This is a genomic window from Corynebacterium sp. HMSC05C01 (genome assembly GCF_001807155.1).
Taxonomy (GTDB): domain Bacteria; phylum Actinomycetota; class Actinomycetes; order Mycobacteriales; family Mycobacteriaceae; genus Corynebacterium; species Corynebacterium coyleae.
In genome coordinates this window covers 1-26,220 of record NZ_KV787955.1, presented here as the reverse complement: position 1 = coordinate 26,220, position 26,220 = coordinate 1, and the positions used below count along the sequence as shown (strand labels likewise).

Below are 26,220 nucleotides of genomic sequence, written 5' to 3'. Positions count from 1 at the left end.
CAATACGGAGCTCATCGTCTGGTTCCACAACCACCGAGCTAGACGACCAGCGGAAAACAGCAGGCCAGGACCGTCGAGCAACACCCGAACAAGCACCGAACTTCGCGACCAAGACAACCCGCTGAGTGCAAAAGTGCAGTGGCCCTGAGGGCAAAAGAAAACGCCCGGTACCTTCCCGAAAGGGGAGGTACCGGGCGCGGGCTTTAGCGCTTAAGAGTTAGCGCGCTTGCCGTGATTCGCCTTCTTCTTGCGGCGATCCTTGCGCTTACGACCACGCTTGCTCATGAGGGGCTCCTTTATATATCTGTACCGGTTACAGACCTATCACTGTATCGCCTGCGATACCGGAGAGGAAAATTAGGCGGACATGCGAGCGCGGTTGCGGGCGAGTGCCTTGTTGCGACGCTTCAGTGCGCGACGCTCTTCCTCAGACAGGCCGCCCCACACGCCGGCGTCCTGGCCGGTCTCGAGTGCCCACTTCATGCACTGGGTGGTTACTGGGCAGCGATGGCAAACAAGCTTCGCCTGTGCGATCTGAGCGAGGGCGGGGCCGGAGTTACCAACCGGGAAGAACAGTTCCGGGTCTTCGTCGCGGCAAATTGCTTCGTGGCGCCAATCCATGATGATGCTCCTTAAAAAATAAATCGGTACTGCGTGGTCGGTTTTCGTGCACCACTAAAACACCCAACGATGTAGGTGCGTTGCAAACAAAGTTTGGTTCCTGGCTCCGGGCGGTGCCTCTCGGTGGATTCGAGATCCCGTCTTCCGGTTTACCGGGCGTTAACCCCGTGGTGTCTGAGGGTTAAGGGCTGAGTTACCAGCCCGTTGTTTTTGCTACTTGTGAATAATGACATGTTCATGCAAAGCCCGCTAGGGTTCGAGGCCAAAATGTGCGCGGAATCACAGAATGTATCTACGTCATCGCGGTCACATTTGCGCTTCTGGGCCGATCCGCAAGCCAATGGTCTACCCTCTGACCTGGGATGATAGTAAACAGGTGGTGGAGGTGCCCGGGTCAAATCGTGTTTTTCGGATTTCTGCCGGTTCGCTGGGGTTCATCTGCCGTATCGGTGGCGATAGACTGCTTTGTTGTGACTACGAATCGGAATCAATCCCACGCGCCCGTCCCAAATGACCCGGAGCAGCAGCCGTTCGCGGATGCTGAGGTCCCACCCCTGATGCGTTTCGGCGCGATGGTGGTGCTGGTGCAGTGCTTGGCGATCTTTGTTTATGTGGTGACGCTGATCCGTGATCAGTTCCTTGCTACCGAGCACACCCTGGAGTCCGACTCGCCGGTTGCTGGTTACGTCAACATCGGTACTGCGGTGTTTTTGCTGATCATTTTCGGCTACATCGCGTTTGTGTCGGTGGAGACTCTGCGCGGCCGTCCGCGTGCGACTGGCGCGGTGGTCCTCATTGAGGCGATTCTTGGCGGCGTGGCTATCTATATGTTCCGCGGCGGGGCGGTAACGCTCGGCGTGGCGACACTGATTTCGGTGGTGTTGGTGCTGGTCACCGTGTTCCACCCGCGTTCGAGGGCGTATAACGAGGCGCAGTATGAGGAGCGTAAGGCGCGCCGCTAATCGACGACACCGCTCACCCCTCCGGCCCCGCTAAACCTTGGCGTTGAGGACGACGATGTCGTCGCCACGCTTTTCCACAATGGTTGCGCCGGCGGAGGAGATGTGGACGGGGCCGGTGTAGCCGCCGCGGTCGACGGGAATGATCTCGTCGACCGCGTTTTTGTCCCAATCCACAACCGCGATGCCGTCCTGGGAGGCGTAAAGCAGGCGGTCGCCGGCGGCGAAGCCGGTGCCGAGTGCGCCTTGGAACACGCCGGTGACGCCCAGGCCTGCCGGCTCCATGAGCAGGAGGGAGTCGTCCTGCCAGTAGGACATATGGTGGGGGAGGTCGGCGACGGGGAGGACGGCGATGGTGCCGTCGAGACGCTGTGGCTCACCCATTGCTGGCACCGAGGAGGAGCTGGTGTTGTTGCCTTCCTTGTCGTAGGCCAGGACCTGCTTCTTTGACGGGTCGTAGACCGCGGCGGCGTCTTGGGAGACGGCGACGAGGTAGGCCTGCGGGTCGATCTCAATGTTGGCGTCGACTTCGGGTTCGCGGGAGTCTTCCGGGGTTGCCTTTTGGATGCGGAGGAAGGTGCCGTCCCCACACGTTTCGGTCAGCGCGACGAGTTCGGTGCGGGTGAGCGCGGAGGTGATCACGCAGCCTGGGTTGGGCTGCATGTCGGATTCTTGCGGGGCTTCGATGTAGCCGTATTCCATGGTGCGCACCATGTCGGAGCGCCATACTTCGATGCGTTCGCTGGAGGCGTAGCCAATGCGGTCGTTCGAGGCCAGGCGCGTGACGTTTTCAGACGCCGGGGCGGATCGGGTGCCGGCGTATTGGCCGGTTTTCGCGTCGATGGCCACCACGTCGCCGCAGCCAGCGTTGTCGCGGTAGACAGCCACAACCTTGTCCCACGCCTGATCCATCAGGCACAGGTCGTTGGGGCGTTCGTACGTCCAGACGGTCTCGCCCTCAGGGTTCGTCGCGGTCAGCGTGTGATCGTTGTAAGTAATGATCAAGCCGTTGGCTACGAGCGGTTGCGCGCGTCCGGAGGTGTCGGTGAGCCGGAAGCCCTCGCTTAGCGACGACGGCACCACCGCCAACTGACCAAAATCCTCCTGAGCTTCGGCTGCTGGAGAGAGATCAGCCTGGCGCACCGGGGAGGTGAAAAAGGCGGTGCCGACAAGCAATGCCGAAACGCCGGCGATGACGCCGGTGGCAATGAGGTCGCGGCGGGTGCGACGCAAAGGCTTACTCAACGCCGTTTCCTTCCTGAACGCTTGCCCGGAGCCGCCGGGCGGGATGGACGGTTTGGTCGTGCCCCGAGCACTTTACGCGGGCGTCCGACATGGCCAGTAGCTGACTCCGGGACACCGAACTCCTCCTGCAGTTCAGGGGAGGTGGAGAACCACTCGGGCAGGTTGGGTTTGCCCAGGTCGAGGTCGGTGTTGATCATGAACCACTTCGTCGCTTCGTCGTAGCCGACGAGGGTGACCGCCACGCCGGTGCGTCCTGCGCGGCCGGTTCGCCCGATGCGGTGGACATACGTCATGGGGTCGTCCGGGGTTTGGTAGTTGATCACGTGGGTGACGTCGTCGACATCAATGCCGCGTGCCGCGACGTCGGTGGCGACGAGGATTTCCACGTCGCCTCGTCGAAAAGCATCAAGAGCTTTCTCGCGCGCAACCTGGCCGAGGTTGCCGTGGACCGCGCCGACGGCAAAGCCACGGCCAGCAAGATCCTCGGCGAGATCGGCCGCCGAGCGCTTCGTGCGGGCGAAAATAATGGTGCGCTCGCGGCCCGGAGACTGCAGGATACGGGCGATGACCTCGGCTTTGTCCATGCGGTGGGAGAGGAACGCAACCTGACGGGTGGTGGCGTGGGTAGCGGAGGCATCTTCGGATTCGGCGCGGATGTGCACCGGCTTGTTCATCTTCGAACGGGCAAGGGACAGGATCGGGCCCGGCATGGTGGCGGAAAAGAGCATGGTCTGCGTTGCGCCCACGGCGGACCAAAGCTTTTCGATGTCCGGAAGGAAGCCCATGTCAAGCATCTCGTCGGCCTCGTCAAGCACGAGGATAGCAACCTTGTCCAGCACGAGCGCGCCACGGTCATGCAGGTCAATCAGGCGGCCAGGCGTGCCGACAACAATGTCCGCGCCCGCTTCGAGTGCCTCGAGTTGTTCCTCGTAGGGGCGACCACCGTAGACCGTGGCCACGCGCACCGGCGTGTGTACGGCAAGGCGTTCGATGTCCTCGCCGACCTGCACCGCAAGTTCGCGCGTCGGGGCGATCAGCAGCGCGCGCGGGGTGCCGTCGAGTTCTGCAATATCGGCGTCGTCGAACACGCGGTCCAGCACCGGAACACCAAACCCGAGCGTCTTGCCCATACCCGTGCGGGCTTGACCGATGATGTCGCGGCCGGCCAGCGCGATGGGCAACGTGAGCTCCTGAATGGAGAACGGATGGGTGATGCCGTGGTCCGCAAGCGCGTCCACAATTTCAGCCGCAACCCCCAACCCGGCAAACGTCGTTTTCTTTGGCGCACGACGAGCAGCGCCACGTTGTTCACTCTCAGCTGCGTAGGGCACGCGTTCATCTTAGCTACCGGCCGTTACAATGGGGCCGTCCGCCAGCAGGTGGTTACGTTTAGCTATTGCACCTGCGGGCACACAAAGCGCAACAAGAAAAGGACAGTGAGCGAGAAAATGGATATCAAGATTGGTCTTGCAGACACCCCGCGCGAACTAGCGATCAAGCTTCCGGAGGGCCAGGAAGACATCTTTGCCACCGTCGAGCAGGCGATTGCGAACGGTCAGGCAACCTTCAAGCTGGAGGATGCCAAGGGCCACTCCTACCTGATCCGCACTGACCGCGTCGTTTACGTCGAGCAGGGCAGCACCACGGCCCGTAGCGTCGGCTTCATGCGCTAGATTACTCAGACATGGCACAACAGCAGGGCACTCCGTCTCACGGTGGGCGCCATAGTGAGCACCACGGGGGCGCTGAAGAGGACTTCGGCGACTGGTTTGATAGCTGGGGCATGGAGTCTGGCGACGACACCCCGCAGGGCGCAAGCCGTGAAGAGGGACGTCTTGTCGCCTTTGCCCGCGAGTACGGGTGGCGCGCGTATGCGATCCCGGTGCTTGCGGTAATTACCGTGTTTGTCCTGCTGGACATGGTGCAAAACCCGGATGAGCAGGCGATCGGGACGGTCGCCGAGTCCGCGTCGGCTCCGGCCGGTGAAGCGGGCATGCCTGGTGCGGATGCGGATCAACCGAAGCCGCTGGAGCCTGCGAAGATCGCGGAAGGCATCTTTGACCCGCACGATCTGCCGCCGGGTGGCCCGTACACCACGACGGGTGAGGGCACGTTCTACGAGGTCGGCATCCCTGGTGCCAATGCGGGCCAGGGCACTGAGATTGTGGTGCGCTACATCGTCGAGGTCGAGCACGGCATCGACGCCTCCGGTTACGGCGGGGATCAGTCGTTTGCTCAGATGGTGGATGCAACGTTGATGGATCCGCGCGGGTGGACGAACGATCCGCGCTTCCGCTTCGAACACGTGTCGGCAGATCAGGATCCGACGCTGAAGATCCGTTTGACCTCTCTGGATACGACGGCGGAGCTCTGTGGTGCCGCGTTGGGGACGGAGACGAGCTGCCGTACCCGGATCACGGGCGAGGACACGGTGATTATTAACGAGTCGCGCTGGGTGCGCGGTGCCGTGCCGTTCCAGGGTGACATCGGTTCGTACCGCCAGTACCTGATTAATCACGAGGTGGGCCACGCTGTGGGCTTTGCGGAGCACGTGCCGTGCCCGGAGGCGAATGCGCTTGCGCCGATCATGATGCAGCAGACGCTGAGCCTGAACAATGCGCAGTTGCATGAGATGAGCCCGGAGGAGAACTACCCGAACAACGACGACACGTGCCGGCCGAACCCGTGGCCGTATCCGCGTCCGGCCGTGAATTAAGAAGGTGGTGTCGGTGGTTTCTTTGCTTAAGCCGATTCCGGCACATGTGCTTTCCGCATTCCAGATCGACGACATTGAGCCGGTTGCGGTCCCGCAATTTTGGAACAATGGCCTGCGCTTCGGACGTGTTGTGTTGTCGCATGCGCGTGAGACGTCCGCGTGGTCTGGAAAGGCTCGAGAGAAGGCAGTTCCGGGGGAGGGCCTGCGCATTTCGCGTCCTGTGCGTGCGACGGATGGTCGCTTGATCGTTGCGGGGTATTGCGCGACTGAGTTCGCCACCGGTGAGCCGCGCGAGCGTGTCGATGAGGCGGTTGCAGCAGCATTGCTTTACGACGACGCCGTGGCCGGCATCGAAGCCCCCTCCGGCGAGCGCACCGGGCTGGTTGTCAATGCTGACCGGGCGGTGTGGCGCGAGGAGCACCTCGGGTCTGAGGGCGTGGTCGCGCACCTGGATTTCTTGTCGCATTTGCTGTTCGATGGCCACGCTGAGCCTGTGCTGACCGAGTTCGATCCGTCCGTTGGGTTGCGCCCGCGTGGGTTTACGGCAGCGCTGGTGATCGTCGATGGTCTGCTGGCCGGTGCTGTGGATCCGGACATTGTGGCGCGTTGGTCGCATATCCCCAGGCTGAACTGGTTGTTGGGGAAGGCGATCGAGTACCGTCGCCACACGACACGCGGGCTCGGTTCGGGCGTATGTTCGATAGATGATGTTGTTGAGATTGTCGTGTCGTACTGACCTGGCACAATCGCCTTTATGTTGTTTCCACACCCTTCACCAGTGCCTCCGGCAGCGTTAGAGCCGAAGGCGTACCTCGTGCCGCGCGAGCGCAACATCACCCCGCGGACCTGGGACAACCCGCTGCCTGAGGCCGGGTTGTGGAAGGTCACCGGCCGGCCCGGCTCAGGTGTGAGTAGTTTTCTTGTGGATACGGCGGCGGCCGCGGTGCGTCGTCACGCAGGCGCGGGGGACCCGGGTGGCATTTTGGTGCTGACGGACTCGAAGGAAACCGCCGGACGGCTGCGCTCGCAGTTGTCGGACACGCTGGCGCAGTCGGGGTTTGTTACCGATGAGCCCATGGTGCGCTCGGTGCACTCGCTGGCCTTTGCCATTTTGCGCTCGCATGTAGACGAAGAAATCCGCCTGATCTCCGGTGCGGAGCAGGACGCAGTGATCCGCCAGTTGCTCCAAGGCCAGGACGAGGATGGTCGTGGCTCGTGGCCGGAGGATCTGCGCCCGGCGCTTCCACTGGTCGGCTTTGCCCGTCAGCTGCGTGACTTCCTGCTGCGTGCAGTGGAACGTGGTCTTGGCCCTGTCGAACTGGAGGAGCTGGGCAGCCGACATGGTGTGGGCATCTGGAGCGCGTCTGGCGAATTCTTGCGCGAGTACCAGCAGGTGATGGCGCTTTCGGGCGCGCGCAGGCTGTCCGCCTCGGAGCTGGTGGATCAGGCGGTGCGACTGCGGCTGCCGCGCAGGTGGCACACGGTGATTGTGGACGATGCCCAGCACCTCGCACCCGCTGCCGGCGCGCTGGTCAAGCGCCTGCTGGATCAGGCGGACTTGGGTGTGGTCGGCGGGGACGAGGAGCAGTCGGTGTTCCACTTCCGTGGTGCGTCGCCTGAGTTCTTCCGCACCCTTGGCGGGCTGGAGCACACCGCGATTGACCTGGGGGAGTCCAAGCGCGATCCGCGTCGCAGCGTGGCAATTGCGCCCGATTCTGCAACGCAACTGGCGGCGGTGGCGGATGCGCTGCGCCGTGCCCACTTCGAACACGACGTGGACTACCGGGATATGGCGGTGATTGTCCGCTCGACCACGGGCATTGACCCGGTGCGCCGCGCGCTGTTGCGCTCCGGGGTGCCGGTGTCGCTCAACCCGACGGACCTGGTGCTTTCGGAGCAGCGCCTGGTGGCATCGCTGTTGCTGGGCATCCGGGCACTGTACGAGGAGCTCACGCCGAGCGAGTGGCGCGACCTGCTGCTTGGGCCTGTGGGTGGTGCGGATCCGGTAACGCTGCGTCGCCTCATTCGTGGGCTTCGCCGCTGGGCACCTGAGCGTCGTGCCGAAGAGTCGCTGCGCGAGTTGCTGACGGATCCCGCCGGGTTGCCTGACTTTGATACGTGGTTGACCGACCGTGAGCTCGACATCCTCCAGCACGTGCGTGGCGTGCTTGACGCGGGACGTCAGGCCTACGCGGAAGACGGCAGCGTAGAAGAGATCCTTTGGGCGCTGTGGCAGGCCACGGGCCTGTCGAATCGCTTGTTGGCCTCGGCGCTGCGCGGTGGTGCGACGGGCTCGCAAGCGGACCGCGACCTGGATTCCGTCATGGCACTGTTCGATGCTGCGGGCGACTATACGGAGCGCCGTCCCGCTGCCGGGGTGGAGTCGTTCGTGGACTTCATCCTGGAACAGGAACTGCCCACCGGTGTGCGCGACCGGCGCACCGCAACCCCCGATGCAGTGTCGCTGCTCACCGCGCACGGCGCTGTCGGGCGAGAGTTTCGCCGTGTCATCGTGGCGGGCGTGCAGGACGATACGTGGCCAAACCTGGGGGAGACCGGCTCGCTGTTCCGCCAAGAAGACTTGATCGACCTCGTGGATCATGACGTGGATCCGGACGTGCCGGTCTCCCACACCGTGGAGCGTCTGATTGAGGAACGCCGCCTGTTTACCGTCGCCACCACCCGCGCCACCGAATACCTGCTGGTGATTGCGGTTGACGACGAAGACGCGGAGAAAGAAGGCGAACCCTCCCGATTCGTCGAGGAATTCTGTGAAGACCACGGCCTCACCCCGGCACGCTTGCGGCTGAGTTCGGCATCGCAGGCGGATCTTGGCGACGACACCGAGACGCTCGTGCGCGTGCTCGCCCACGACGATCTGGTGGCGGAGTTCCGCCGGGTGCTCACGGATCCTTCGGCGGATGAGGCGACGCGCTCCCAGGCTGCCCGACAGTTGGCGCGCCTGGCGGACGCGGGTGTGCTTGGTGCGGACCCTCGGCAGTGGTGGACTACCACGATGGTGTCTACCAACGAGCCGCTGAGCGCCAGCCCGACGCTGTCGCCGTCGCGAGTAGAAGGCCTGCTGAAGTGCCCGATGAGTGAGGTATTGCAGCGCATGGTGGGCCTGGACGAGTCGATGGACATGGTCTACGGCGTGATGGGCCACGCCTACCTGGAAGCGCTCGGCCGTGGTGTGGATCCGGACGACGCGTTTAACGCCGTGATCGCCGCACGCAAGGAGGTCAGTGACGCACCTGCGTGGAAGGCGCAGCGCGACATCGAGGAGTTTGAGCGCTTGCTGGAGCGCACCCGCACCTGGCTAGAAACGAGCCGTGGCGCGTTTGAACAGGTCGCGGTGGAAACATCCGTTGACGTGCAAGTCAGCGACAACGTGCGCGTCCGGGGTCGTGTGGACCGCCTCGAGCGCGACGGCGATGGTGCGCTCTACGTGGTGGATCTAAAGACCGGTGCGACGGCGCCCACGAAGAAAGAGATCGGTGAGCACGCCCAGTTGCTTACCTACCAACTCGCGCTGGCTCACGGCACGTTCGACGGCGAGCGGGTCGTTACCGCACGCGGGGAGTCGGACATCACCGTGGGTGGTGCGATGCTGGTGTTCCCGAAGAAGGACACCAAGGCCATCACGGTGCTTGAGCAGGCTGCCAAGACACCAGAGGAGCTAGCAGAGTTCGCCGAGGCTATCGATACATTGCCCGCCGAAATGACAGGACCTACGCTGCTTGCCACAACGGGGAAGCATTGCGATCGCTGCAGTGTGCGCGCCTTGTGCCCGGTGCAGCCGGAAGGGGAGATGATTCACAATGTTTAACCAAGAAACCATGTCCCCGAAGCTGCTGTCGCGCTACCTCGGGCAGAAGTTCCCGCCGACGGACCAGCAGGCGGAGGTTATCGGTGCCCAGCCTGGCCCACTGCTGGTTGTCGCAGGTGCCGGTGCCGGCAAGACGGAGACGATGGCCGCGCGTGTGGTGTGGCTCGTCGCTAATGGCTTTGCACGCCCCGAAGAGATTCTGGGTCTGACGTTTACCCGCAAGGCCGCCCAGGAGATGAAAAAGCGCATCCGCGACCGCCTGGCCACGCTTGCGCAGAACCGCGACCTGGTTGCGCGCCTCGACCCGTCTGGGGAATTAGCCAAGCGTCTAGAGGTCATCGCACCGCAGGTGTCCACCTATGACTCGTATGCAGGCACCTTGATCCGTGAATACGGCCTGCTCGTGCCGGCGGAACCGGACGCGCGGTTGATTACGGATGCGGAGTTGCACGCCATTACCACCGAGGTGGTGCGCAACTACGCCGGTTCGTTGCTGCCGGACGGGAAGAACCGTGCGCTGGGCAGCGTGGTGCAAAACGTGCTCAAACTCATCACCGCGATGGGCAACGAACTTGCCACCCCGGAGTGGGTCACAGAGCATGCCCACGACTTCCTTGCAGAGACGGAGTCGTACCCTTCGGCAAGCAAGACCGAGTTTTCGAAGATCTTGCAGGGGTGGCGCGATATCCAGAAGGAGCGCGTGAACTACCTGCCGCTCGCACAGGCAGTGAACGAGGAGCTGCGTAAACGTGGTGTGATCACGTTCAACGAACAGATGTCTCTCGCGTCTGCGTTGGCACGTGATCATGCGGTGGTGGGGGCGTCGCAACGCAATCGCTTCCGCGTGGTCATGCTGGACGAGTACCAAGACACCTCGCACGCCCAGCGCGTGTTGCTGCGCAGCCTTTTCGGCGAAGCGCAAGATCCGGGCCTGACGGTCACGGCGGTGGGCGATCCGATGCAGGCGATTTACGGCTGGCGTGGCGCGACCGCGGCGAACCTGCAGGCGTTCGTAGAGGACTTCCCGCTTGAAGGCGGCTCACCAGCGCCGAAGTTGCAGTTGACCACCTCGTGGCGCAACCCACCTGAGGTGCTGGATCTGGCCAACGGGGTGTCCGATGCGATCCTGGGCACCGACGAGGCAAAGCGTGCCGTGGCACCGTTGGCGCCGCGCCCGGGGGCGGATGCTGGCGATGTCACGCTCGGGTTCTTTGGCACGCAGGCCGAAGAGATCGAGTTCGTCGCCGATGAGCTGGCGAAGACATACGCCCAGGCCCAGGAGGCCGAGGAGCCGTTTTCGGCGGCCACGCTTGTGCGCAAGAATAAGCACTCGCAACTCATCGCCGCAGCACTCGAGGCCCGCGGTGTGCCCTACGAAATCGTTGGCCTGGGCGGGTTGCTGGACGTGCCGGAGGTCGCCGATACGGTTGCCGTGGCCACAATGCTTGTGCGTCCCGACGACACCGCAGCAGCACTGCGCGTCCTCGGCGGGCCAGCTGTTGGGTTGGGCCTTGCGGACTTGCGTGCGCTGGCATCGCGCGCGAACAACCTGCGTGGTGCCGAGGAACACCGCGAAAACACGCAGCGTATCAGCGACCCCTACGCCCACTTGGTCAGCCAGCTCGAGGACGCGATCGCCCAAGCCGACGACATCAAGGCGCGCACCGACCGGCCAGAAGGACTCACGGATGCGCTGGCGGATCTCGGCGAGCCGGAACGCTACAGCGAAGAAGGCCTGCAGCGCATGCGCGATACGGCCGCGAAGTTGCGCTGGCTGCGCACCCACAGTCTGGGCAAGCGACTGAGCGACCTGTTTGCGGACATCATCCACGTCTTCGGCATCCGCACCGAGGTGCTCTCTCGCCGCAGCGCGACAGGTGCCGTGCATCTGGATCGGCTGCTGGAAGAGGTAGCCAAATACCCCGGCGCAGGCCTCGATGGGCTGCTGGACTACTTCGAACTCGCCCGCGAACACGAAGACAGCCTGACCCCGGGTGCGGTGACGGTAAAGGAAGACCGGGTGCAGATCATGACCGCCCACAAGGCGAAGGGCCTGGAGTGGGATAACGTCGCGGTGCTGCACGCCGATTCGGAGACGTACAAGCCGAAGACGGAAACCTTCCTCACCCTCGTCCAACACTTGCCCACGGAAACCTACGGCGATCCGGAGATCTACCCGGAGTTCGGTGAGGTGGACACACGCACCGACTACCAGAAAGCGGGCGAGGCGTGGAAGAAACACGTCACCGCGGACCTGGCGGAGGAGGCAGCGCGACTGTTCTATGTTGCGGTGACGCGCTCTGGCGGAAAACTCATCGTCACAGGCTCGCGTCGCAGGCCGGATGTGGCGAGGGAGGCGAAGCCATACGAACACTTTGCCAGCATGCGCGACGTTGTCGCACCGGAGTGCGTGGTGGTGTGGGACGACGGCACAGATGCTGAAGCAGATGCCGACGCCAGCGCCGACACTCCTATCGACGACGGCGAGCGCACCGGAAGGTGGCCTCACTACGCCCCGTTGGCAGAGGACGAAGCAGCAGCACAGGCGGTCAACACCGCGCGCGAGAACCTGCCCAAGTTCGTGGACGGGGAACTGTTCACCCTGTGGGAACGTGATGTCTCTGCGCTCATCGAAGAACACGAGCAGGCCCAAGCCGGCGACGTCCCAGTTGTCATGCCGGGCGAACTGACCGCGTCCGATGTGGTGGCGCTCAAGGCAGACCCGGTGCAGTTCGCGCGCCGGGCACGCCGCCCCGTGCCGTTTAAGCCGAACACCTACGCCAAGCGTGGTACCGCCTTCCACGAGTGGCTGGAGGAGTTCTACGGCGCACGCCCGCTGCTGACCGAAGACGAACTTCCCGGCGGGGATGAGGCTGAGGTGGATCGTGCGGTGCTGGAGCGGCTCAAGCGAAACTTTGAGGCCAGTGAGTGGGCGTCGCGCACCCCGACGTTTGTGGAGCATCCCTTCGAGCTCGCCGTGGGCGAGGGCGTGGTCCGCGGACGTATGGATGCCGTCTTCGAGGATGTGGACGGCTGGACCGTCGTGGATTGGAAGACCGGCGAGAAGCCGAAGCGGGATGCGATGGAAGCGGCGCAGTTGCAGCTTGCGGTTTACAAGGCGGCTTGGGAGCGTATCTGTGGTGACGGTCGTCCGGTGCGCGCTGTATTTTTCTACGTGCGCACCGGTGAGACGTATGCTCCGCGTAGTCTGCCCGATGCGGCAGAACTCGAAGAGCTACTCAGCAGATCTGCTGAAGGCAAGGGTAAGGACGAAACGGAATGAAACTGCGCAGGGTTTTTACGCTGAGCGCGAACGCCGCGGATCAAACGGCGATCCCGGTGCACCACCTGCTCGATGTGGTCAGTATCCCGGCCCTCGAGCGGGCGACGCCGTGGTCGTTGATCGCGCGCCGGTTCGGCTACGCCCTGCTGCTTATCGTTGCCGTCGCGATCGTCGCGTTCATTGATCGCAATGGATACTCCGAGCCGTTGACGTTCATTGACGCGTTGTATTACTCGGCGGTGACCCTGTCTACCACGGGCTACGGTGATATCACTCCGGTGACGCAGTCGGCCCGAGTCATCAACATTTTCTTCGTCACTCCGGCCCGTGTGGCCTTCCTGATGCTCCTCGTCGGTACGACTTTGTCGGTGCTGACGGAGGATTCCCGTAAGACGCTGCAGATCCAACAGTGGAGGAATACCGTGCGCAACCACACCATCGTTATCGGCTACGGCACGAAGGGCCGCTCGGCGGTCGACGCATTGGTGGCAGGCGGTGCGTCGCCATCGTCGATTGTTGTCATCGACCCAGACCCGGCTGCGCTCGCCGTCGCGGAGAAGCACGGTTTGGTCACGGTGCACGGCAATGGCACCAAGTCGGATGTGCTGCGCATTGCGGCGGTGAGCCGTGCGCGTTCGGTGATTGTGGCGCCGTCTTCGGACGATACGGCTGTGCTGATCACGCTGTCGGTGCGTGAGTTGGCGCCGAGTGCCATGATCGTGGTCAGCGTGCGAGAGGGTGAGAACCAACACCTGCTTATGCAGTCGGGCGCGGACTCGGTGGTGGTCTCCTCCGAAACGGCCGGACGTCTGCTTGGCATCGCAACGGTGACCCCGCCCGTGGTGGAGATGATGGAGGATCTGCTCAGTCCGGACGAAGGCTTCGCGGTGGCAGAGCGTCAGATCGCGGACGACGAGGTTGGTGCGAACCCGCGCCACCTGGCCGACATCGTGCTTGGTGTGGTGCGCTCCGGTGAGCTCTACCGCATCGATTCCCCCGAAGCAGAAACGGTCGAGCCGGGCGATCGCCTCCTGTACGTGCGCATGAACACCCCGGATATCCGCCGCCAGGCGGAGAAGGCAGTGCGCGATGACGATTGATCTGAGCGTGCTTGATAGCGACCAACGTGTCGCCGCCGAAGCACCCCGCGGGCCTGTGTGCATCCTGGCGGGTGCGGGCACGGGTAAGACGAGGACGATTACGTATCGCATTGCCAACCTGATCGATCGCGGCACGGTCGCCCCGAACAAGGTGCTCGCCGTGACGTTTACCCAGCGCGCGGCAGGGGAGATGCGCGACCGTCTGCGCACCATGGGTATCGGGGGAGTGCAGGCGCGCACGTTCCACTCCGCGGCCATGCGGCAGTTGCAGTACTTCTGGCCGCAGATCGCCGGTGACCTGCCGTGGCGGCTTTTGGATAACAAGTTCCCGTTGGTCGCCCGCGCCGCGCGCGCCGGTGGGCTGGATACGGGCAAGGAAATGGTGCGCGACCTGCTTAGCGAGATCGAGTGGGCCAAAGCCAGCGTGATCGGCCCGGAGGATTACGCCGCACGCATCGCCGATACCCCGCGCACCCCGCCGACGGATCCGCAGCGCGTGGCCCAGGTGTACCGCCTCTACGAGGAGGCGAAGACGAGTCCGGATGGCATGCTGCTCGATTTCGACGACCTGCTGCTGCACGTCGCCGGCGCGCTTGAGAACGCACCCGCGGTGGCGGAGGAGTTCCGCGCCCAGTACCAGACCTTTGTGGTGGACGAGTACCAAGACGTCACCCCGCTGCAGCAGCGCGTGCTGGAAGGCTGGCTGGGTGATCGCGACGATCTGACTGTGGTGGGCGATGCCAACCAGACCATTTACTCGTTTACCGGCGCCACCCCGGATTACCTGCTGAACTTCTCGCGCACCTACGAGCACGCCACAGTGGTGAAATTGCAGCGTGACTACCGCTCCACGGTAGAAGTCACCGAGTTGGCCAACACCGTCATCGGCAAGGCCAAGGGGCGCGTCGCCGGCACTCGCCTGGAACTGGAGGGCATGCGCGGGCGCGGTCCGGCGCCACAGTTCAACGGCTACGACGACGAGCCGTCTGAGGCCCGCGCCGTGGCCCGCGCGATCAGGCGTTTGCTTGACGACGGCGTCCCCGCCCGCGAAATCGCCATCCTATACCGCATTAACTCCCAGTCGGCCGCATTTGAAGCGGCGCTGGCCGATGCCGGCATTGCCTACCAAGTCCGTGGCGGGGAAGGGTTCTTCCACCGCGCCGAGATCCGCGAAGCCATCGCAGCCCTGGTCCGTGCCGCCCGCCGCACCGACCTGCCAGACGACCCGGTGGCGGTTGCTCGCGCCGCGTTCGCACCCATCGGCCTGACCCAGACCGAACCCGAGGGCGCCCAGGCTCGTGAGCGCTGGCAGTCACTCAGCGCGCTTGTGGATCTCATCGAGGAAGTCGTCCGCACCCGCGAAGCCGAAGACCTGCCCCAGGTGCTGCACTCCCTGCGCCAGCGCGCGGAAGCCAAGCAGCCCCCAGCCGTAGATGGTGTGACACTGGCCAGCCTGCACGCCGCGAAGGGCCTGGAGTGGGATGCTGTGTTCCTTGTCGGCCTGGTGGAGAACACCTTGCCGATCTCGCACGCGATTAAGGCTGGCGACGACCAGATCGAAGAGGAACGCCGCCTGTTCTACGTCGGGGTGACGCGTGCGCGTGAGCACCTGCACTTGTCGTGGTCGCTGTCACGCCAGGAAGGCGGGCGAAAGAACCGGTCGCGGTCGCGCTTCTTGGACGGCATCGCACCGGAACTTGATGTGGAGCGCTCCCCGGAACGCCTCAAGCGCAACCGCCGCTGTCGCGTATGCGGCAACCCGCTGTTCAGCCCAGCAGACAAGGCGCTCGGACGCCACGAGGAGTGCGAGCCGAGTTACGACGAGAACGTGCTCGCCGCCCTGAAACGCTGGCGCCTCGACGTCTCACGCGCAGCGGGACGCCCGGCTTACATGGTGTTCTCGGACGTGACACTCATGGCAATCGCCGAAGCCATGCCCGCAAACGAGACGGAACTGCTTGGCATCTCCGGCATCGGGCCCGTGAAGGTGGAGGAGTACGGCGCGGGCGTGCTGGCAACGCTTGAGGAGCACCGCCACTAAGGCGGTCCCAGCCGCGCCAGCCCAGCCACGCCAGCCCAGCCAGCCCAGCCAGCCCAGCCAGCGCTAGAAGCACATCGGGCAGTCCGGGTGCGACGGCACCCGCTGCGACACCACAGGCACAGGCGCGAACGGGTCCGCGACCACCACGTCACCGGCTACAGGCGTCGGTGCCGACACCCCGGGCGGGTCGAGCGCACCGGCGAGCCTGCCCGCCACCGTCGCTGCCGCCACCGCACCGGCCGCCAGGGAAACCGGCTCGGCGGCGATTGCCGGCGGGAGGTGCTCCTCCACCTGGGCGATGTTCGGGTCCCGGTCCAAAAGGTACAGCCGGGCGCACACCGGGCACGGCCCAGACGGAGCGCACACAGGGCCGACGACCACGCGCGCGTCGAACTGCGTCACCGGCACCACAGGGCCACGCCGGCCACGGGTCGCGGCAGCGATCTGATCCACTTCGGCAGCACAGTTCACGGCAAGCACCGGCAGGTGCGGCTCGTGGTCCAGGAGGAACTTGCTCACCGACTCGTCCTTCATCGGGCTGCGCGTCACCACACCACGGCGCGACAGCAGCAGCGTGATCTGGGAGGCCAGCGCGTCGCGCCCCACCACCAGCACTTGTGGGGTGGTGGTGGGGATGAGGAGCCGGTAGGTGATGAGGTCGTCGATAAGACTGCGCGCACGCGCCTCACCGAGATGCACCGCAAGGGCTGCGACAACGGTTTTGAGCATCCGCGGATGCGTCAGTGAGTCGAGGACCGTGACCACCTCGTCGGCGCTGGGCACGGTGATGAGCCCGGTGCGTGTCGCGTCCGCACCGAACTGGATTGTCTCTGGCGCGCGTACGAAAACGCGAACGCCGCGCGCGAGTTGAATGCGTGTGTGTTCTTGGATTGCCACGTGTGTTCCACCCCCGCATCGCATCCTACAATGTTGCGCTATGTCTGGGATGCAATATCGCGTGATCCGCTCCGCCCGTCGTGCGAAGACGGTGCAGGCCAGGGTGGTTGGCGGGGTGGCGGAGATCCGCATTCCGGCGCACTTCACCAAAGCGCAGGAGCGCGAGATGGTGGAGCAGATGCTGGCCAAGTTGGAGAAGAAGACGTCGACGCGTTTGCTTGACGACGACTCCCTACGCACCCGCGCCGAAACCCTGAACAAGGAAATTCTGCAGGGGCGGGCAACGATTGGTTCGGTGCGGTGGGTGTCTAACCAAAACACGCGCTGGGGCTCCTGCACCGTATCGACAGGTGATATCCGCATCAGCGATCGGCTGCGCGACGTACCGGCCTACGTGCTGGACGCGGTGCTGGTGCACGAGTTAACGCACACCTTCATCCCGAACCATTCGAAAGAGTTCTACGCCTGGGCGGATCGGGTGCCCAAGGCGGAGCGCGCCCGCGGGTTTTTGGAGGCCTACCAGCGCTACGGCTAGGCCTACCGCGTCAGCCGACTGACAAATTTCACAAAATCTGTCAGGGTCGTTTTCTGACCTGGACAGATGCTTCGTCGCTGACAGATTCTGCCGCAATCCGTCAGTCAGCCCCGCCGCGCGGCCCAGCCCCGCCGCCGACGCCCAGCCGAACCACCGACGCCCAGCCCCGACGCGCGGCCAGGCAGCGCCTACAGCTCCGTGCCGTCCTGGCTGCCGTCGTCTTTGCCGTCGCCGTCTTCGCGCTTCAACTCGGGGTTGTTGCGCAGTTCCTCTTCCAACTTGGCAAATTCGTCGTCGAGGTCGGTGTCGGGGGTGTCGTCGAGAAGCGTGTCGATGAAGGACGCCGGGTTGTCCAGCTGCTCGCTGGACGGCAGGAGGTCGGGGTGCTCCCAGACGGCGTCACGACGATCCACGCCCACAGCGGTGCCTGCGCGACGCCACAGTTCGGCGGCCTCACGGGTGCGAGGGGCTGCGAGTTCGATGCCGACGATGTTGGCAAAGGCCTGCTCAGCAGAACCACCGGTGGTGCGGCGGCGTGCCCACGCCTCGGCGAGTTGCGGGGTGGTGGGGATGCGTTCGCTGAGGGCTTCGTCGACGACGACGTCAACCCAGCCTTCAACAAGCGCGATCAGGGTCTCCAAGCGGGACGTAGAGGCGGCGTTGCGGGTGCCCACGCGCGGGGAGAGGTCCTCGTCTTGAAGGCGCTGCATGGCCTCCTGGATCTGTGCGGGGTCGCCACCATCCAGGTTCAGGTCGCGGACGGCCTCTTCGATGTGGGAGGTGTCAATCTGCAGGCCGGCGGCGTATTCCTCCACGGAGGACACGAGGCGCTCGACAAGCCACGGCACGTTGCGGAACAAGCGCTGGCGTGCGGCCTCGCGTGCGGCGATGTAGACCATCACTTCCTGGCCTGGCAGGTCCAGGCCCTTAGAAATCTCCGCGATGTTGCGAGGCAGGACCGCACCGATGCCGGCGGGTGCGACAGGCAGGCCGAAGTCAGTGCCGGTCAGTGCCTGCTGGGCAAGATCGCCCAATGCGTGGCCCAACTTCATGCCGAACTGCATGGAGTTCATCTGGTTAACCATGCTGACCATAGGGCCCATCATCTCGCGGGCCTCTTCGGGCATGGTGTCCAACTGGGCGCGCGCCATGTTGGCGGCGACCGGGTTGACCAGGCGCTTCCACATCGGCATGGTCTGCTCCAGCCAATCTTGGGCGTTCCAGGCCTTGGCCTGTGCCTGGCTGGCGGGCAGTGCGGTGGCACCGTCGAGCCAGAGCTCCGCTAGGCGGAAGGACTCCTCGGCGGCGCGGGAGTCTGCCTCGCTGACCGGGTTCACCCCGGCGATGCGCTGGCGAGCCATGCGGGCGGCCAGATCGAAGTTGACGGCGTCGCCGTCCTCCTGGGCGTTCATGGAGGAGCCCATGCCGGAGAGCATTTGGCCGAACTGATTCAGGATGTCGCCAAGCCCGCCAGCACCAGCGCCACCAGCGCCGCCGGCGCCGCCGGCGCCGCCGGGGCCGCCGGGGCCTCCGAATCCACCGAACCCGCCGGACCCAAAGTTTCCGCCGAAACCGAAGGCTGCAAACGGGTTGGTCGGCTCGCCACGCCCGTTGTCGTTGTTGTTGCCTTCGTTGTCCCTGCCCTCGTTGTCGTCGTTGCCGTCGTTGGGAAAGGAGAATCCGAATCCGTTACTCATAGGCGCCACAATACAGCTGCACAACGGCGCGGGTTGGAGCTGCTGGTTGCTGCGCTAACATGTGCCACCATGACGAACGCGCACACACCAGCGGACGCGGCAGAACACACGCCCGCGACCAAGACAGCGAACAAGCGTTTTTCCACGCTGGTGTGGGGTGCAGTGCCTATCGCGTTGCTTGCGGTGGGAATGACGATGGACCACATTCCCGGCACGGACATCAAGCTCACGGTGCCGTACGCGGCGGAAGGGGCGGGCCCGACGTTTGACACGCTCAGCGAGATCCAGGGCACGCCCGTGGTGGACATCGAGGGTGCGGAGACCCTTGACACCGGCGGGCAGCTGAATATGACCACGGTGTCGGTGCGCACGAATATGACGTTGGGCCAGGCGTTGGCCCGCTGGGCGGTGACTAAGGACACGTTGGTGCCGATCGAGCAGGTGATGCCGGCGGATCGTAGCGAGGAAGAAACGCGCGAGTTTAACCAGCAGATGTTTGTCGCGTCGGAGGCGTCGGCGACGGTTGCGGCGATGCACTATCTGGGCAAACCCACAACGGTGAACATCCATGACGTGGTCGAAGGCGCTGCCGCGGACGGGATCTTGCAGCAGGGCGACAAGATCCTTGCCATCGACTCCACTCCGGTAGCCAAGCCGAGCGCGGTCCAGGACGTGGTCTTTGCCAAGACGCCCGGCGAGACGGTGGATGTGACCATCAGCCGCGACGGCAAGGAAGAGACGAAGACCGTCGAGCTGAAGGAGAATCCGCACGAGAAGGGCAAGCCGATGCTTGGCATTCTCATGGATTCTGAGCCCGCCGATGGCCTGAAGGTGCACTACAACCTCAACGACATCGGTGGTCCGAGTGCGGGCATGATGTTTTCGCTGGCGGTGATTGACAAGTTGACGCCAGGCGAGCTCAACGGGGGCAAGTTCGTTGCCGGTACCGGCACGATTAACGACGACGGCGAGGTCGGCCCCATCGGCGGCATCACCCACAAAATCCGTGGCTCGCGCGATGAGGGCGCCGAGTTGTTCCTCGCGCCGAAGGGCAATTGTGATGCGGTGAAGCGGGCCGACGCTGGCGATATGACCGTCGCCGCCGTGTCCACCCTCCAGGAGGCAGTGGATGCGATGGAGGCGTTCGCCGCAGGCCGCGACGTGCCAACCTGCGACGGCTAAGGGTTAGGGCTTCTTCGCCAGGCCGAGGTCGTAGATCCGCTGGCGCGGGTCCTCCTGGTCGGAGGAGATTAGTTGCTGCATGACCAGGCCCTCGCGGTTATCCACCACGGTGATGATCGCGGAGGTGCCCAGCGTGGACCAGCCGACTACGCGGTCGCCGGAGTCTTCCACCACGCGCGAGGAGCGCAGCTCCGTGAGCAGTTGGGTCGAGGAGGCCGCCTTCGATTCGGAGTCGAAGAATTGGAACTGGCCAATCTCGTCGCCCTGACAGTCATAAGATCCGCTGATCCCGCCGGCGCCACAGCCTTCGAACTGGTCGAAGAACTCCTCAGGCGCAAGGGAGGCGAAGCGTTCGCGTACCTTCTCCAAGGTTGCCTCCGCAGACGAGTCCGCTTTCTCCCGCTTCGAGGAGCTCGTGCTTGTCGACGACACCGTCTCGGAAGCAGACTCCGACTCCGACGCCGTGTCAGATTCGGACCCAGCGGTGGTAGTTGTCTCGGACGTGGTCGTTTCAGGTGTGGTCGTCTCCGAATCCGAGGAGGTGGTTGGGTCCTCGCTGATGTACGACGTCGAGATGGGGCTGCTGGTCGCGCCGGCCTCGTCGTCCTCGCCACCACCACAGGCGGCAAGGGATAGCGAGCCGACAAGGACAGCGGAGGCGATTGCGCGGCGGGACACAGACACGGTCAGAAGCTCCTTGGATCGGGTTTCGGATGTCTAGCTTAAACCAGGTCGTCCGGGTCCTGCTCAAGCCCGTAGCGCAGCGCAGCGATCACACCCGGGGCGACATCCGGGCCGCCACGCAGCTCAATGTCGTCCTGTGCGAAGGGGCCGCGCTCCTCCAACTCTTCATCCGTCAGGCGCATCTGCAGCAGGGTCTGGTCGATGTCCTCGGTGCGCAGCACACCCGAGAACAACCGCGCCGGGCGTGGCTCGGCATCAGCCGGGGCAGAGGCGTCGCGGAACAAGATCTCCTGGGCCAGGATCACGCCCTCGACCTCACGGGGCCAGGCCAGGCGGGTGACGTACTCGCCGAGCTCCTCGGAACCGGGCAGGATATTCTCCGGCAATTCCTGCACAACCAGGGTGAGGGGGGAGGAGTCGTCGAGGGTGCCCAGCTCGTCGACAAGCAATTGCGTTGGCACCAGACCGAAGAGGGTAGGCGGGGCGTCCCAACCTTCGGCGTGGACGAAATCGACGGCCTCCATCATGGCCTTATTCAGGGCTTGTTGTTCGCGCACGGGAACCTTTCCGGATTGTTGGCCGTTAAACTTTCTAGGCTGTAATGCACATAGACGTTGGACAACACTATTCCTAAGGAGCAGGCTTGGCTACCCGCCTCACCCGGCCACAACCACGGTCGCAGAAACCGAATAAAGGCCTCATGGTCACACTCGGTGTACTCGCCGCACTTTTCTTCCTCCTGCCAGTGCTGATCGGTATCTATACCGATTTTCTCTGGTTTGGGGAGGTTGACTTCCGCGGTGTTTTCAACCGAGTGATCCTCTTCCGTGTCGTGCTGTTTGTCATCTTCGCGCTGCTTGGTGCAGCCGTCGCATGGGCAGCGGCACGGATTGCGTGGCGTGGCAGGCAACAAGACAGCGGCGATATTTTCGGCGAGACCTCGCAGCAAGCGCAGTACCGCGCCGCCGTGCAAGACGGTGTGAAGGGGCTGCTGACCTGGGTGCCGGTGATCGTGGGCATCATGTCTGGTCTTGCTGGCCAGCGCATGTGGCGTGTGTTCATGATGTGGTTCAACGGTGGGGACTTTGGCACCACCGACCCGCAGTTTGGCAAGGACCTAGGCTTCTACGCGTTTAGCCTGCCGGCAATCTCTGCGATTGTGGGCACGCTGTCCATGCTGCTCGCCGTGGCATTTTTGATCGGTGCGGTGGGCCACTACATGCTCGGTGGCATCCGCATTGGCAACAACGTCACCGGAGTCAAAGGCATGGTGTCCAAGCCGGCACGCATCCAGCTCGCCGTTACCGCAGGCCTGTGGATGCTGACCAAGGCCGTGACCTACTGGCTGGACCGCTACTACCTGCTATCCAGCCAGAATGACATCTTCACCGGTGCGTCCTACACCGCGGTCAACGCGATGCTGCCCGCGAAGATCATCCTCACCGTCATCGCTGTGGTTGTCGCCGCGGCGTTTTTCGCCTCCATCGTGTTCAAGGACTTCCGCGTCCCAGTGCTGGCAACGGTGCTCATGCTGGTGTCCTCCATCGTGGTGGGCAACGTGTGGCCGGCGCTTTTGGAGCAGTTCTCGGTCAAGCCGAACCGTCAGGCCAAGGAATACGAGTACATCGGCCGCAACATCGAAGCCACACGCGAGGCATACGGGCTGACCGATGACAAGGTCACCTACATGGAGAACTGGGGCGGCAACACCTCAAACACCGATGTGGCTAAGGATGCGGCGACGATCTCCAACCTGCGCCTGCTGGACCCGGACATCATTTCCCCGACGTTTACCCAGAACCAGCAGCTGCGTAACTTCTACGGCTTCCCAGACCAGCTGGCCATGGACCGCTACGAGGTCGACGGCCAGATGCGCGACTACGTTGTCGCCGCGCGTGAGATGGACCCGAACGCGCTGAGTGAAAACCAGCGCGACTGGATTAACCGCCACACCGTGTACACCCACGGCAACGGCTTTGTCGCAGCGCAGGCCAATACTGTCGACGAGGCCGCGCAGGACGCCGGCTCCACCCGCGGTGGCCTGCCAATCTTTACCGTGTCCGACCTGCAGGCCAACGCCGCCGCCAAGGAGGCCGGCGAGGCTGAAGAGCTGGGCATCAAGGTAGAAGAGCCGCGCATCTACTTCGGCCCGGTGATCGCCTCTGCCCAGGATGGTCTGGACTACGCCATTGTGGGCGATAACGGCCAGGGCCCGGTGGAGTACGACACCGACAACTCCACCTACACCTACACCGGCAAGGGCGGCGTGGACATCGGCAACCCGATCAACCGCGTGGCCTACGCCGTGAAGTACCAGGAACTGAGCTTCCTGCTGTCCGACCGCGTTGGTGGCAACTCGAAGGTGCTCTACGACCGTGACCCGCGCAAGCGTGTGGAAAAGGTCGCACCGTGGCTGACCACCGACTCCAAGACCTACCCGGCTGTTATCGACGGCCGCGTGAAGTGGATCGTGGACGGCTACACCACCCTGTCCCAGCTGCCGTACTCCACGCGTACTTCCCTGCAGGACACCACGCAGGACGCGCTGAATCCGGACGGCACCACCCAGCGTCTGATCACCGACAACGTCGGCTACATCCGCAACTCCGTCAAGGCCACCGTTGATGCCTACGACGGCACCGTGGACCTCTACGCGTTCGACGAGTCCGACCCGGTACTCAACGCGTGGATGAAGTCCTTCCCGGGCACCGTGCGCCCGAACTCGGAGATCTCCGACTCCTTGCGTGACCACCTGCGTTACCCGGAGGATCTGTTCAAGGTCCAGCGTGACCTGCTGGCGCGCTACCACGTGGATGACCCGGGCGTGTTCTTCAACAACGACGCCTTCTGGTCTGTGCCGAACGACCCGACCGCACCGGAAGGCCGCGACCAGCTGAACCAGCCGCCGTACTACGTGGTGGCCGCTGACCCGGAGACCAATAAGCCGTCCTTCCAGCTGATCACCCCGTTCCGTGGCCTGAACCGCGAGTTCCTGTCCGCACACATGGCGGTGTCTTCTGATCCGGAGACCTACGGCAACATCACCGTGCGCGTCCTGCCGACGAACACCCAAACCCAGGGTCCGAAGCAGGCTCAGGACGCCCTGATGTCCTCCGACCAGGTGGCGCGTGACCGCACCCTGTGGGAGGGGACGAACGATCTGAAGAACGGCAACCTGCTCACCCTGCCGGTGGGCGGCGGCGAGATCCTCTACGTCGAGCCGATCTACTCGCAGCGCAAGGACCAGGCCTCGGCCTTCCCGAAGCTGTTGCGCGTGCTGGTGTTCTACCGCGGCCAGGTGGGCTACGCCCCGACCGTGTCCCAGGCGCTGAAGCAGGTGGGTATCCACTCTGACGCAGCCCAGGAAGTCGAAGTGGTGGACGAAAACGCACCACAGGGTGAGGCTGAAACTACCCCCGCTGAGGAAAACAAGGAAGCCACACCGGAGGGTGATAACGCGCCGAAGGTAAACCGTGACGAGGCCCTGAACAGGATCAATGATGCTCTTCGTAACCTGGAGAGTGCCCGCAACGGCTCCTTCGAGGAGTACGGTCGCGCCATCGACCAACTCGACCGTGCAGTGGCTGAGTACCAGAAGGCGCAGTAACGGGTTATAGTTATCTCGTCCCCCCCAGGACCGGGTGCATCGCGCGAAGTGGGCGCGCGATGCACCATTTTTGTATCTAGCATGGTGTTCACAACCAACTCTTTGAGAGAAAGGCTGGATAGACCATGGGACGTTTTGACGGAAAAGTAGCGCTTGTGACCGGTGGTGCATCGGGAATGGGCGCAGCAGACTGCAAACTCTTCGTCGAAGAAGGCGCAAAGGTTGTCATCGCTGACCTCAACGAAGAGATCGGCGGGGAACTGGCAAACGAGCTCGGCGACAACGCAATTTTTGTGAAGCTCAACGTTGCCGACGAACAGGACTGGAAGGACGCCATCGCGGCGACGAACGAGGCGTTCGGCCGCCTGGACATCTTGGTGAACAACGCCGGCATCCTTCAGATGACGGGAGTGGAGGACACCACCCTGGAGCAGTTCCAGAAGATCATGGCCGTCAACGTGGACGGCGTGTTCTTGGGCATGAAGTACGCCATCCCGGAGATCCGTAAGCAGGGCGGCGGCGCGATCATCAACATGTCGTCCACCGCGGGCCTGGAAGGCCAAGTCAGTGCGACCGGCTACGTGGCATCCAAGTGGGCAGTGCGCGGCATGACCAAGACGGTCGCCGCCGACGTTGCTGACGAGAACATCCGCATCAACTCCGTCCACCCGGGTGCAATTGCAACCCCGATGACGGCAGATTCCCTTGTAGAGGGTGCACCGCTTCCGCTCGCAGCAGCGAACCGTCCGGGCCGTGCCGAGGAGGTTGCGAAGACGGTGCTGTTCCTCGCGTCCGATGACGCGTCCTACATCAACGGCGCAGAGATTGCTGTCGACGGCGGCCTGACCCTGGGTGCCTCGAAGCACATCTACGGCATCCTCGGCCAGCTCGCTGCCCAGCAGTAACGGCAGTAGTAGCGGTAGCTGCAGTAGTAGGGAAGCCCCGATGATTGGATCGCACCAAACCGTTGTGAACAGGCGGTTTGGTGCTCTCTGTTGGTGTATGTATAGTAAGTCCACGTTGCCGGTTACGGCGACAGGCGAAAATCACATATTGCGCCCGACGCGGGGTGGAGCAGCTCGGTAGCTCGCTGGGCTCATAACCCAGAGGTCGTTGGTTCGAATCCAGCCCCCGCTACTAAGATAAGGCCCCTACCAGTGGAAACGCTGGTAGGGGCCTTCTTCATTTTGTGATCGGATCGCCATTTGGTGCACTAGCTGGTGCACTAGGGTCAAAATCCTGCACCAAACGGAACTGCGACGCTCCAACGACGCGGCGCAGGTTTTCGGTGCATTGCTTAGTGATTGCTAGGACGGCAGCAACGAAGGAACGCCACGGGAGTCGGCAGTTCGAGGAAAGCAACTGCGAACTGCTGTGCAAGTCTCACAACCGCGCCAAAGGTAACGCTTAACCAGCGGCGACGCGGGGATCTAACAATGCTGCGTCGCTAGCGCTCGCACCCAGCGAGCGAGCATCAGGCTGCGCTAGCGACGCCGAGCGCACAAAGGCACTGCACTGCGGGGATACGCCTGCGACCGGCAGAGCCGGACTGAATACGGGATTGACCACGTTCACCCCGTATTCGTGCAAAGGAGCACTGCCATGTCCACCCATTCTCACACGCTTGCATCCCACGGCGAGATCCTCGCGAACCTCCCCGGCATCCTCGGCTTCTACCCGAACAACTCGCTGATCCTCGCGTTCTTCGTCGACGACGAGGGTGTCGACACCGTCCGCCTCGGCCCGGTCGCGCGGTTCGATCTGGACGAGGCCGTGGAGAAGCTCACCGAGAGTCGCGAGCGGTTCGCAGCGTGGGTCCACCAC

At 63.7% G+C, this 26,220-nt stretch carries 21 protein-coding genes and 1 tRNA gene; 14 read left to right on the top strand and 8 right to left on the bottom strand.

Annotation, left to right across the window (positions count from 1 at the left end; translation table 11 throughout):
• Window positions 1–210: 210 nt before the first annotated feature.
• Complete coding sequence (locus HMPREF3145_RS12140) at window positions 211–285, bottom strand: 50S ribosomal protein bL37 (RefSeq protein ID WP_099046258.1); 75 nt, start codon at window positions 283–285, stop codon at window positions 211–213.
• Between the two features lie 72 nt (window positions 286–357).
• A complete protein-coding gene (locus HMPREF3145_RS06400) occupies window positions 358–621 on the bottom strand; it encodes a WhiB family transcriptional regulator (RefSeq protein WP_070422423.1) in 264 nt (87 codons plus the stop codon).
• Between the two features lie 470 nt (window positions 622–1,091).
• Here HMPREF3145_RS06400 and HMPREF3145_RS06395 point away from each other — a divergent pair, with 470 nt between their 5' ends.
• On the top strand, window positions 1,092–1,583 hold the full coding sequence (locus HMPREF3145_RS06395; RefSeq protein ID WP_224213006.1) for a hypothetical protein: 492 nt from the start codon (window positions 1,092–1,094) through the stop codon (window positions 1,581–1,583).
• A gap of 30 nt (window positions 1,584–1,613) precedes the next feature.
• Here the strand turns inward: HMPREF3145_RS06395 and HMPREF3145_RS06390 are convergent, their stop codons facing one another.
• Window positions 1,614–2,825: an Rv3212 family protein gene (locus tag HMPREF3145_RS06390; RefSeq protein WP_083279424.1), complete on the bottom strand. Its 1,212-nt coding sequence runs from the start codon at window positions 2,823–2,825 to the stop codon at window positions 1,614–1,616.
• Window positions 2,822–4,156 carry a DEAD/DEAH box helicase gene (locus tag HMPREF3145_RS06385; RefSeq protein ID WP_070422421.1) on the bottom strand — a complete coding sequence of 445 codons (1,335 nt, stop codon included), beginning with the start codon at window positions 4,154–4,156 and terminating at the stop codon, window positions 2,822–2,824. Before HMPREF3145_RS06385 ends, HMPREF3145_RS06390 begins: the two co-directional genes overlap by 4 nt.
• A 117-nt stretch (window positions 4,157–4,273) precedes the next feature.
• Between HMPREF3145_RS06385 and HMPREF3145_RS06380 the strand changes: the two genes are divergently transcribed.
• From HMPREF3145_RS06380 to HMPREF3145_RS06350, 7 genes are all read left to right on the top strand, one after another.
• Window positions 4,274–4,498 (top strand): DUF3107 domain-containing protein, encoded by a 225-nt coding sequence (locus HMPREF3145_RS06380; protein WP_070422420.1) that lies wholly within the window; start codon window positions 4,274–4,276, stop codon window positions 4,496–4,498.
• 110 nt (window positions 4,499–4,608) lie between these two features.
• Entirely contained in the window at window positions 4,609–5,541 is a 933-nt protein-coding gene (locus HMPREF3145_RS06375; protein ID WP_070422419.1) for a DUF3152 domain-containing protein, read from the top strand.
• Window positions 5,542–5,554: 13 nt separating this feature from the next.
• On the top strand, window positions 5,555–6,277 hold the full coding sequence (locus tag HMPREF3145_RS06370; RefSeq protein WP_083279423.1) for a hypothetical protein: 723 nt from the start codon (window positions 5,555–5,557) through the stop codon (window positions 6,275–6,277).
• Between the two features lie 18 nt (window positions 6,278–6,295).
• The gene (locus HMPREF3145_RS06365) at window positions 6,296–9,370 is read left to right on the top strand and encodes an ATP-dependent DNA helicase (protein WP_070422418.1); all 3,075 of its coding nucleotides are present in this window, start codon (window positions 6,296–6,298) and stop codon (window positions 9,368–9,370) included.
• On the top strand, window positions 9,363–12,653 hold the full coding sequence (locus HMPREF3145_RS06360) for an ATP-dependent helicase (RefSeq protein WP_246817526.1): 3,291 nt from the start codon (window positions 9,363–9,365) through the stop codon (window positions 12,651–12,653). Before HMPREF3145_RS06365 ends, HMPREF3145_RS06360 begins: the two co-directional genes overlap by 8 nt.
• Window positions 12,650–13,753 (top strand): potassium channel family protein, encoded by a 1,104-nt coding sequence (locus tag HMPREF3145_RS06355; RefSeq protein ID WP_070422417.1) that lies wholly within the window; start codon window positions 12,650–12,652, stop codon window positions 13,751–13,753. Before HMPREF3145_RS06360 ends, HMPREF3145_RS06355 begins: the two co-directional genes overlap by 4 nt.
• On the top strand, window positions 13,743–15,794 hold the full coding sequence (locus HMPREF3145_RS06350) for an ATP-dependent DNA helicase UvrD2 (protein WP_070422416.1): 2,052 nt from the start codon (window positions 13,743–13,745) through the stop codon (window positions 15,792–15,794). The genes HMPREF3145_RS06355 and HMPREF3145_RS06350 overlap by 11 nt, the downstream gene beginning before the upstream one ends.
• A gap of 63 nt (window positions 15,795–15,857) precedes the next feature.
• On the opposite strand, the gene HMPREF3145_RS06345 is transcribed toward HMPREF3145_RS06350, so the two are convergent.
• Entirely contained in the window at window positions 15,858–16,691 is an 834-nt protein-coding gene (locus HMPREF3145_RS06345) for a hypothetical protein (protein ID WP_083279422.1), read from the bottom strand.
• Window positions 16,692–16,731: 40 nt separating this feature from the next.
• Here HMPREF3145_RS06345 and HMPREF3145_RS06340 point away from each other — a divergent pair, with 40 nt between their 5' ends.
• Window positions 16,732–17,226 carry a M48 metallopeptidase family protein gene (locus HMPREF3145_RS06340; protein WP_070422424.1) on the top strand — a complete coding sequence of 165 codons (495 nt, stop codon included), beginning with the start codon at window positions 16,732–16,734 and terminating at the stop codon, window positions 17,224–17,226.
• 188 nt (window positions 17,227–17,414) lie between these two features.
• On the opposite strand, the gene HMPREF3145_RS06335 is transcribed toward HMPREF3145_RS06340, so the two are convergent.
• Window positions 17,415–18,923, bottom strand: a complete 1,509-nt coding sequence (locus HMPREF3145_RS06335) for a zinc-dependent metalloprotease (RefSeq protein WP_070422414.1) — start codon at window positions 18,921–18,923, stop codon at window positions 17,415–17,417.
• Window positions 18,924–18,992: 69 nt separating this feature from the next.
• Here HMPREF3145_RS06335 and HMPREF3145_RS06330 point away from each other — a divergent pair, with 69 nt between their 5' ends.
• Complete coding sequence (locus tag HMPREF3145_RS06330; protein WP_070422413.1) at window positions 18,993–20,105, top strand: YlbL family protein; 1,113 nt, start codon at window positions 18,993–18,995, stop codon at window positions 20,103–20,105.
• 3 nt (window positions 20,106–20,108) lie between these two features.
• Here the strand turns inward: HMPREF3145_RS06330 and HMPREF3145_RS06325 are convergent, their stop codons facing one another.
• Both HMPREF3145_RS06325 and HMPREF3145_RS06320 read right to left on the bottom strand, forming a co-directional pair.
• The gene (locus tag HMPREF3145_RS06325) at window positions 20,109–20,789 is read right to left on the bottom strand and encodes a hypothetical protein (RefSeq protein ID WP_246817524.1); all 681 of its coding nucleotides are present in this window, start codon (window positions 20,787–20,789) and stop codon (window positions 20,109–20,111) included.
• A 38-nt stretch (window positions 20,790–20,827) separates the two neighbouring features.
• Window positions 20,828–21,316, bottom strand: a complete 489-nt coding sequence (locus HMPREF3145_RS06320) for a PPA1309 family protein (RefSeq protein WP_070422411.1) — start codon at window positions 21,314–21,316, stop codon at window positions 20,828–20,830.
• Window positions 21,317–21,489: 173 nt separating this feature from the next.
• On the opposite strand from HMPREF3145_RS06320, the gene HMPREF3145_RS06315 reads away from it, so the two are divergent.
• The 4 genes from HMPREF3145_RS06315 to HMPREF3145_RS06300 form a co-directional block, all read left to right on the top strand.
• Window positions 21,490–24,396: a UPF0182 family protein gene (locus HMPREF3145_RS06315; protein WP_244268764.1), complete on the top strand. Its 2,907-nt coding sequence runs from the start codon at window positions 21,490–21,492 to the stop codon at window positions 24,394–24,396.
• A 125-nt stretch (window positions 24,397–24,521) separates the two neighbouring features.
• Window positions 24,522–25,301, top strand: coding sequence for a glucose 1-dehydrogenase (locus HMPREF3145_RS06310; RefSeq protein WP_070422409.1), 780 nt, complete (start codon window positions 24,522–24,524; stop codon window positions 25,299–25,301).
• Window positions 25,302–25,459: 158 nt separating this feature from the next.
• Window positions 25,460–25,533, top strand: a tRNA-Met gene (locus HMPREF3145_RS06305).
• Window positions 25,534–25,998: 465 nt separating this feature from the next.
• On the top strand, window positions 25,999–26,220 hold a 222-nt coding region (locus HMPREF3145_RS06300), incomplete at its 3' end, for a DUF4192 family protein (protein WP_141740829.1).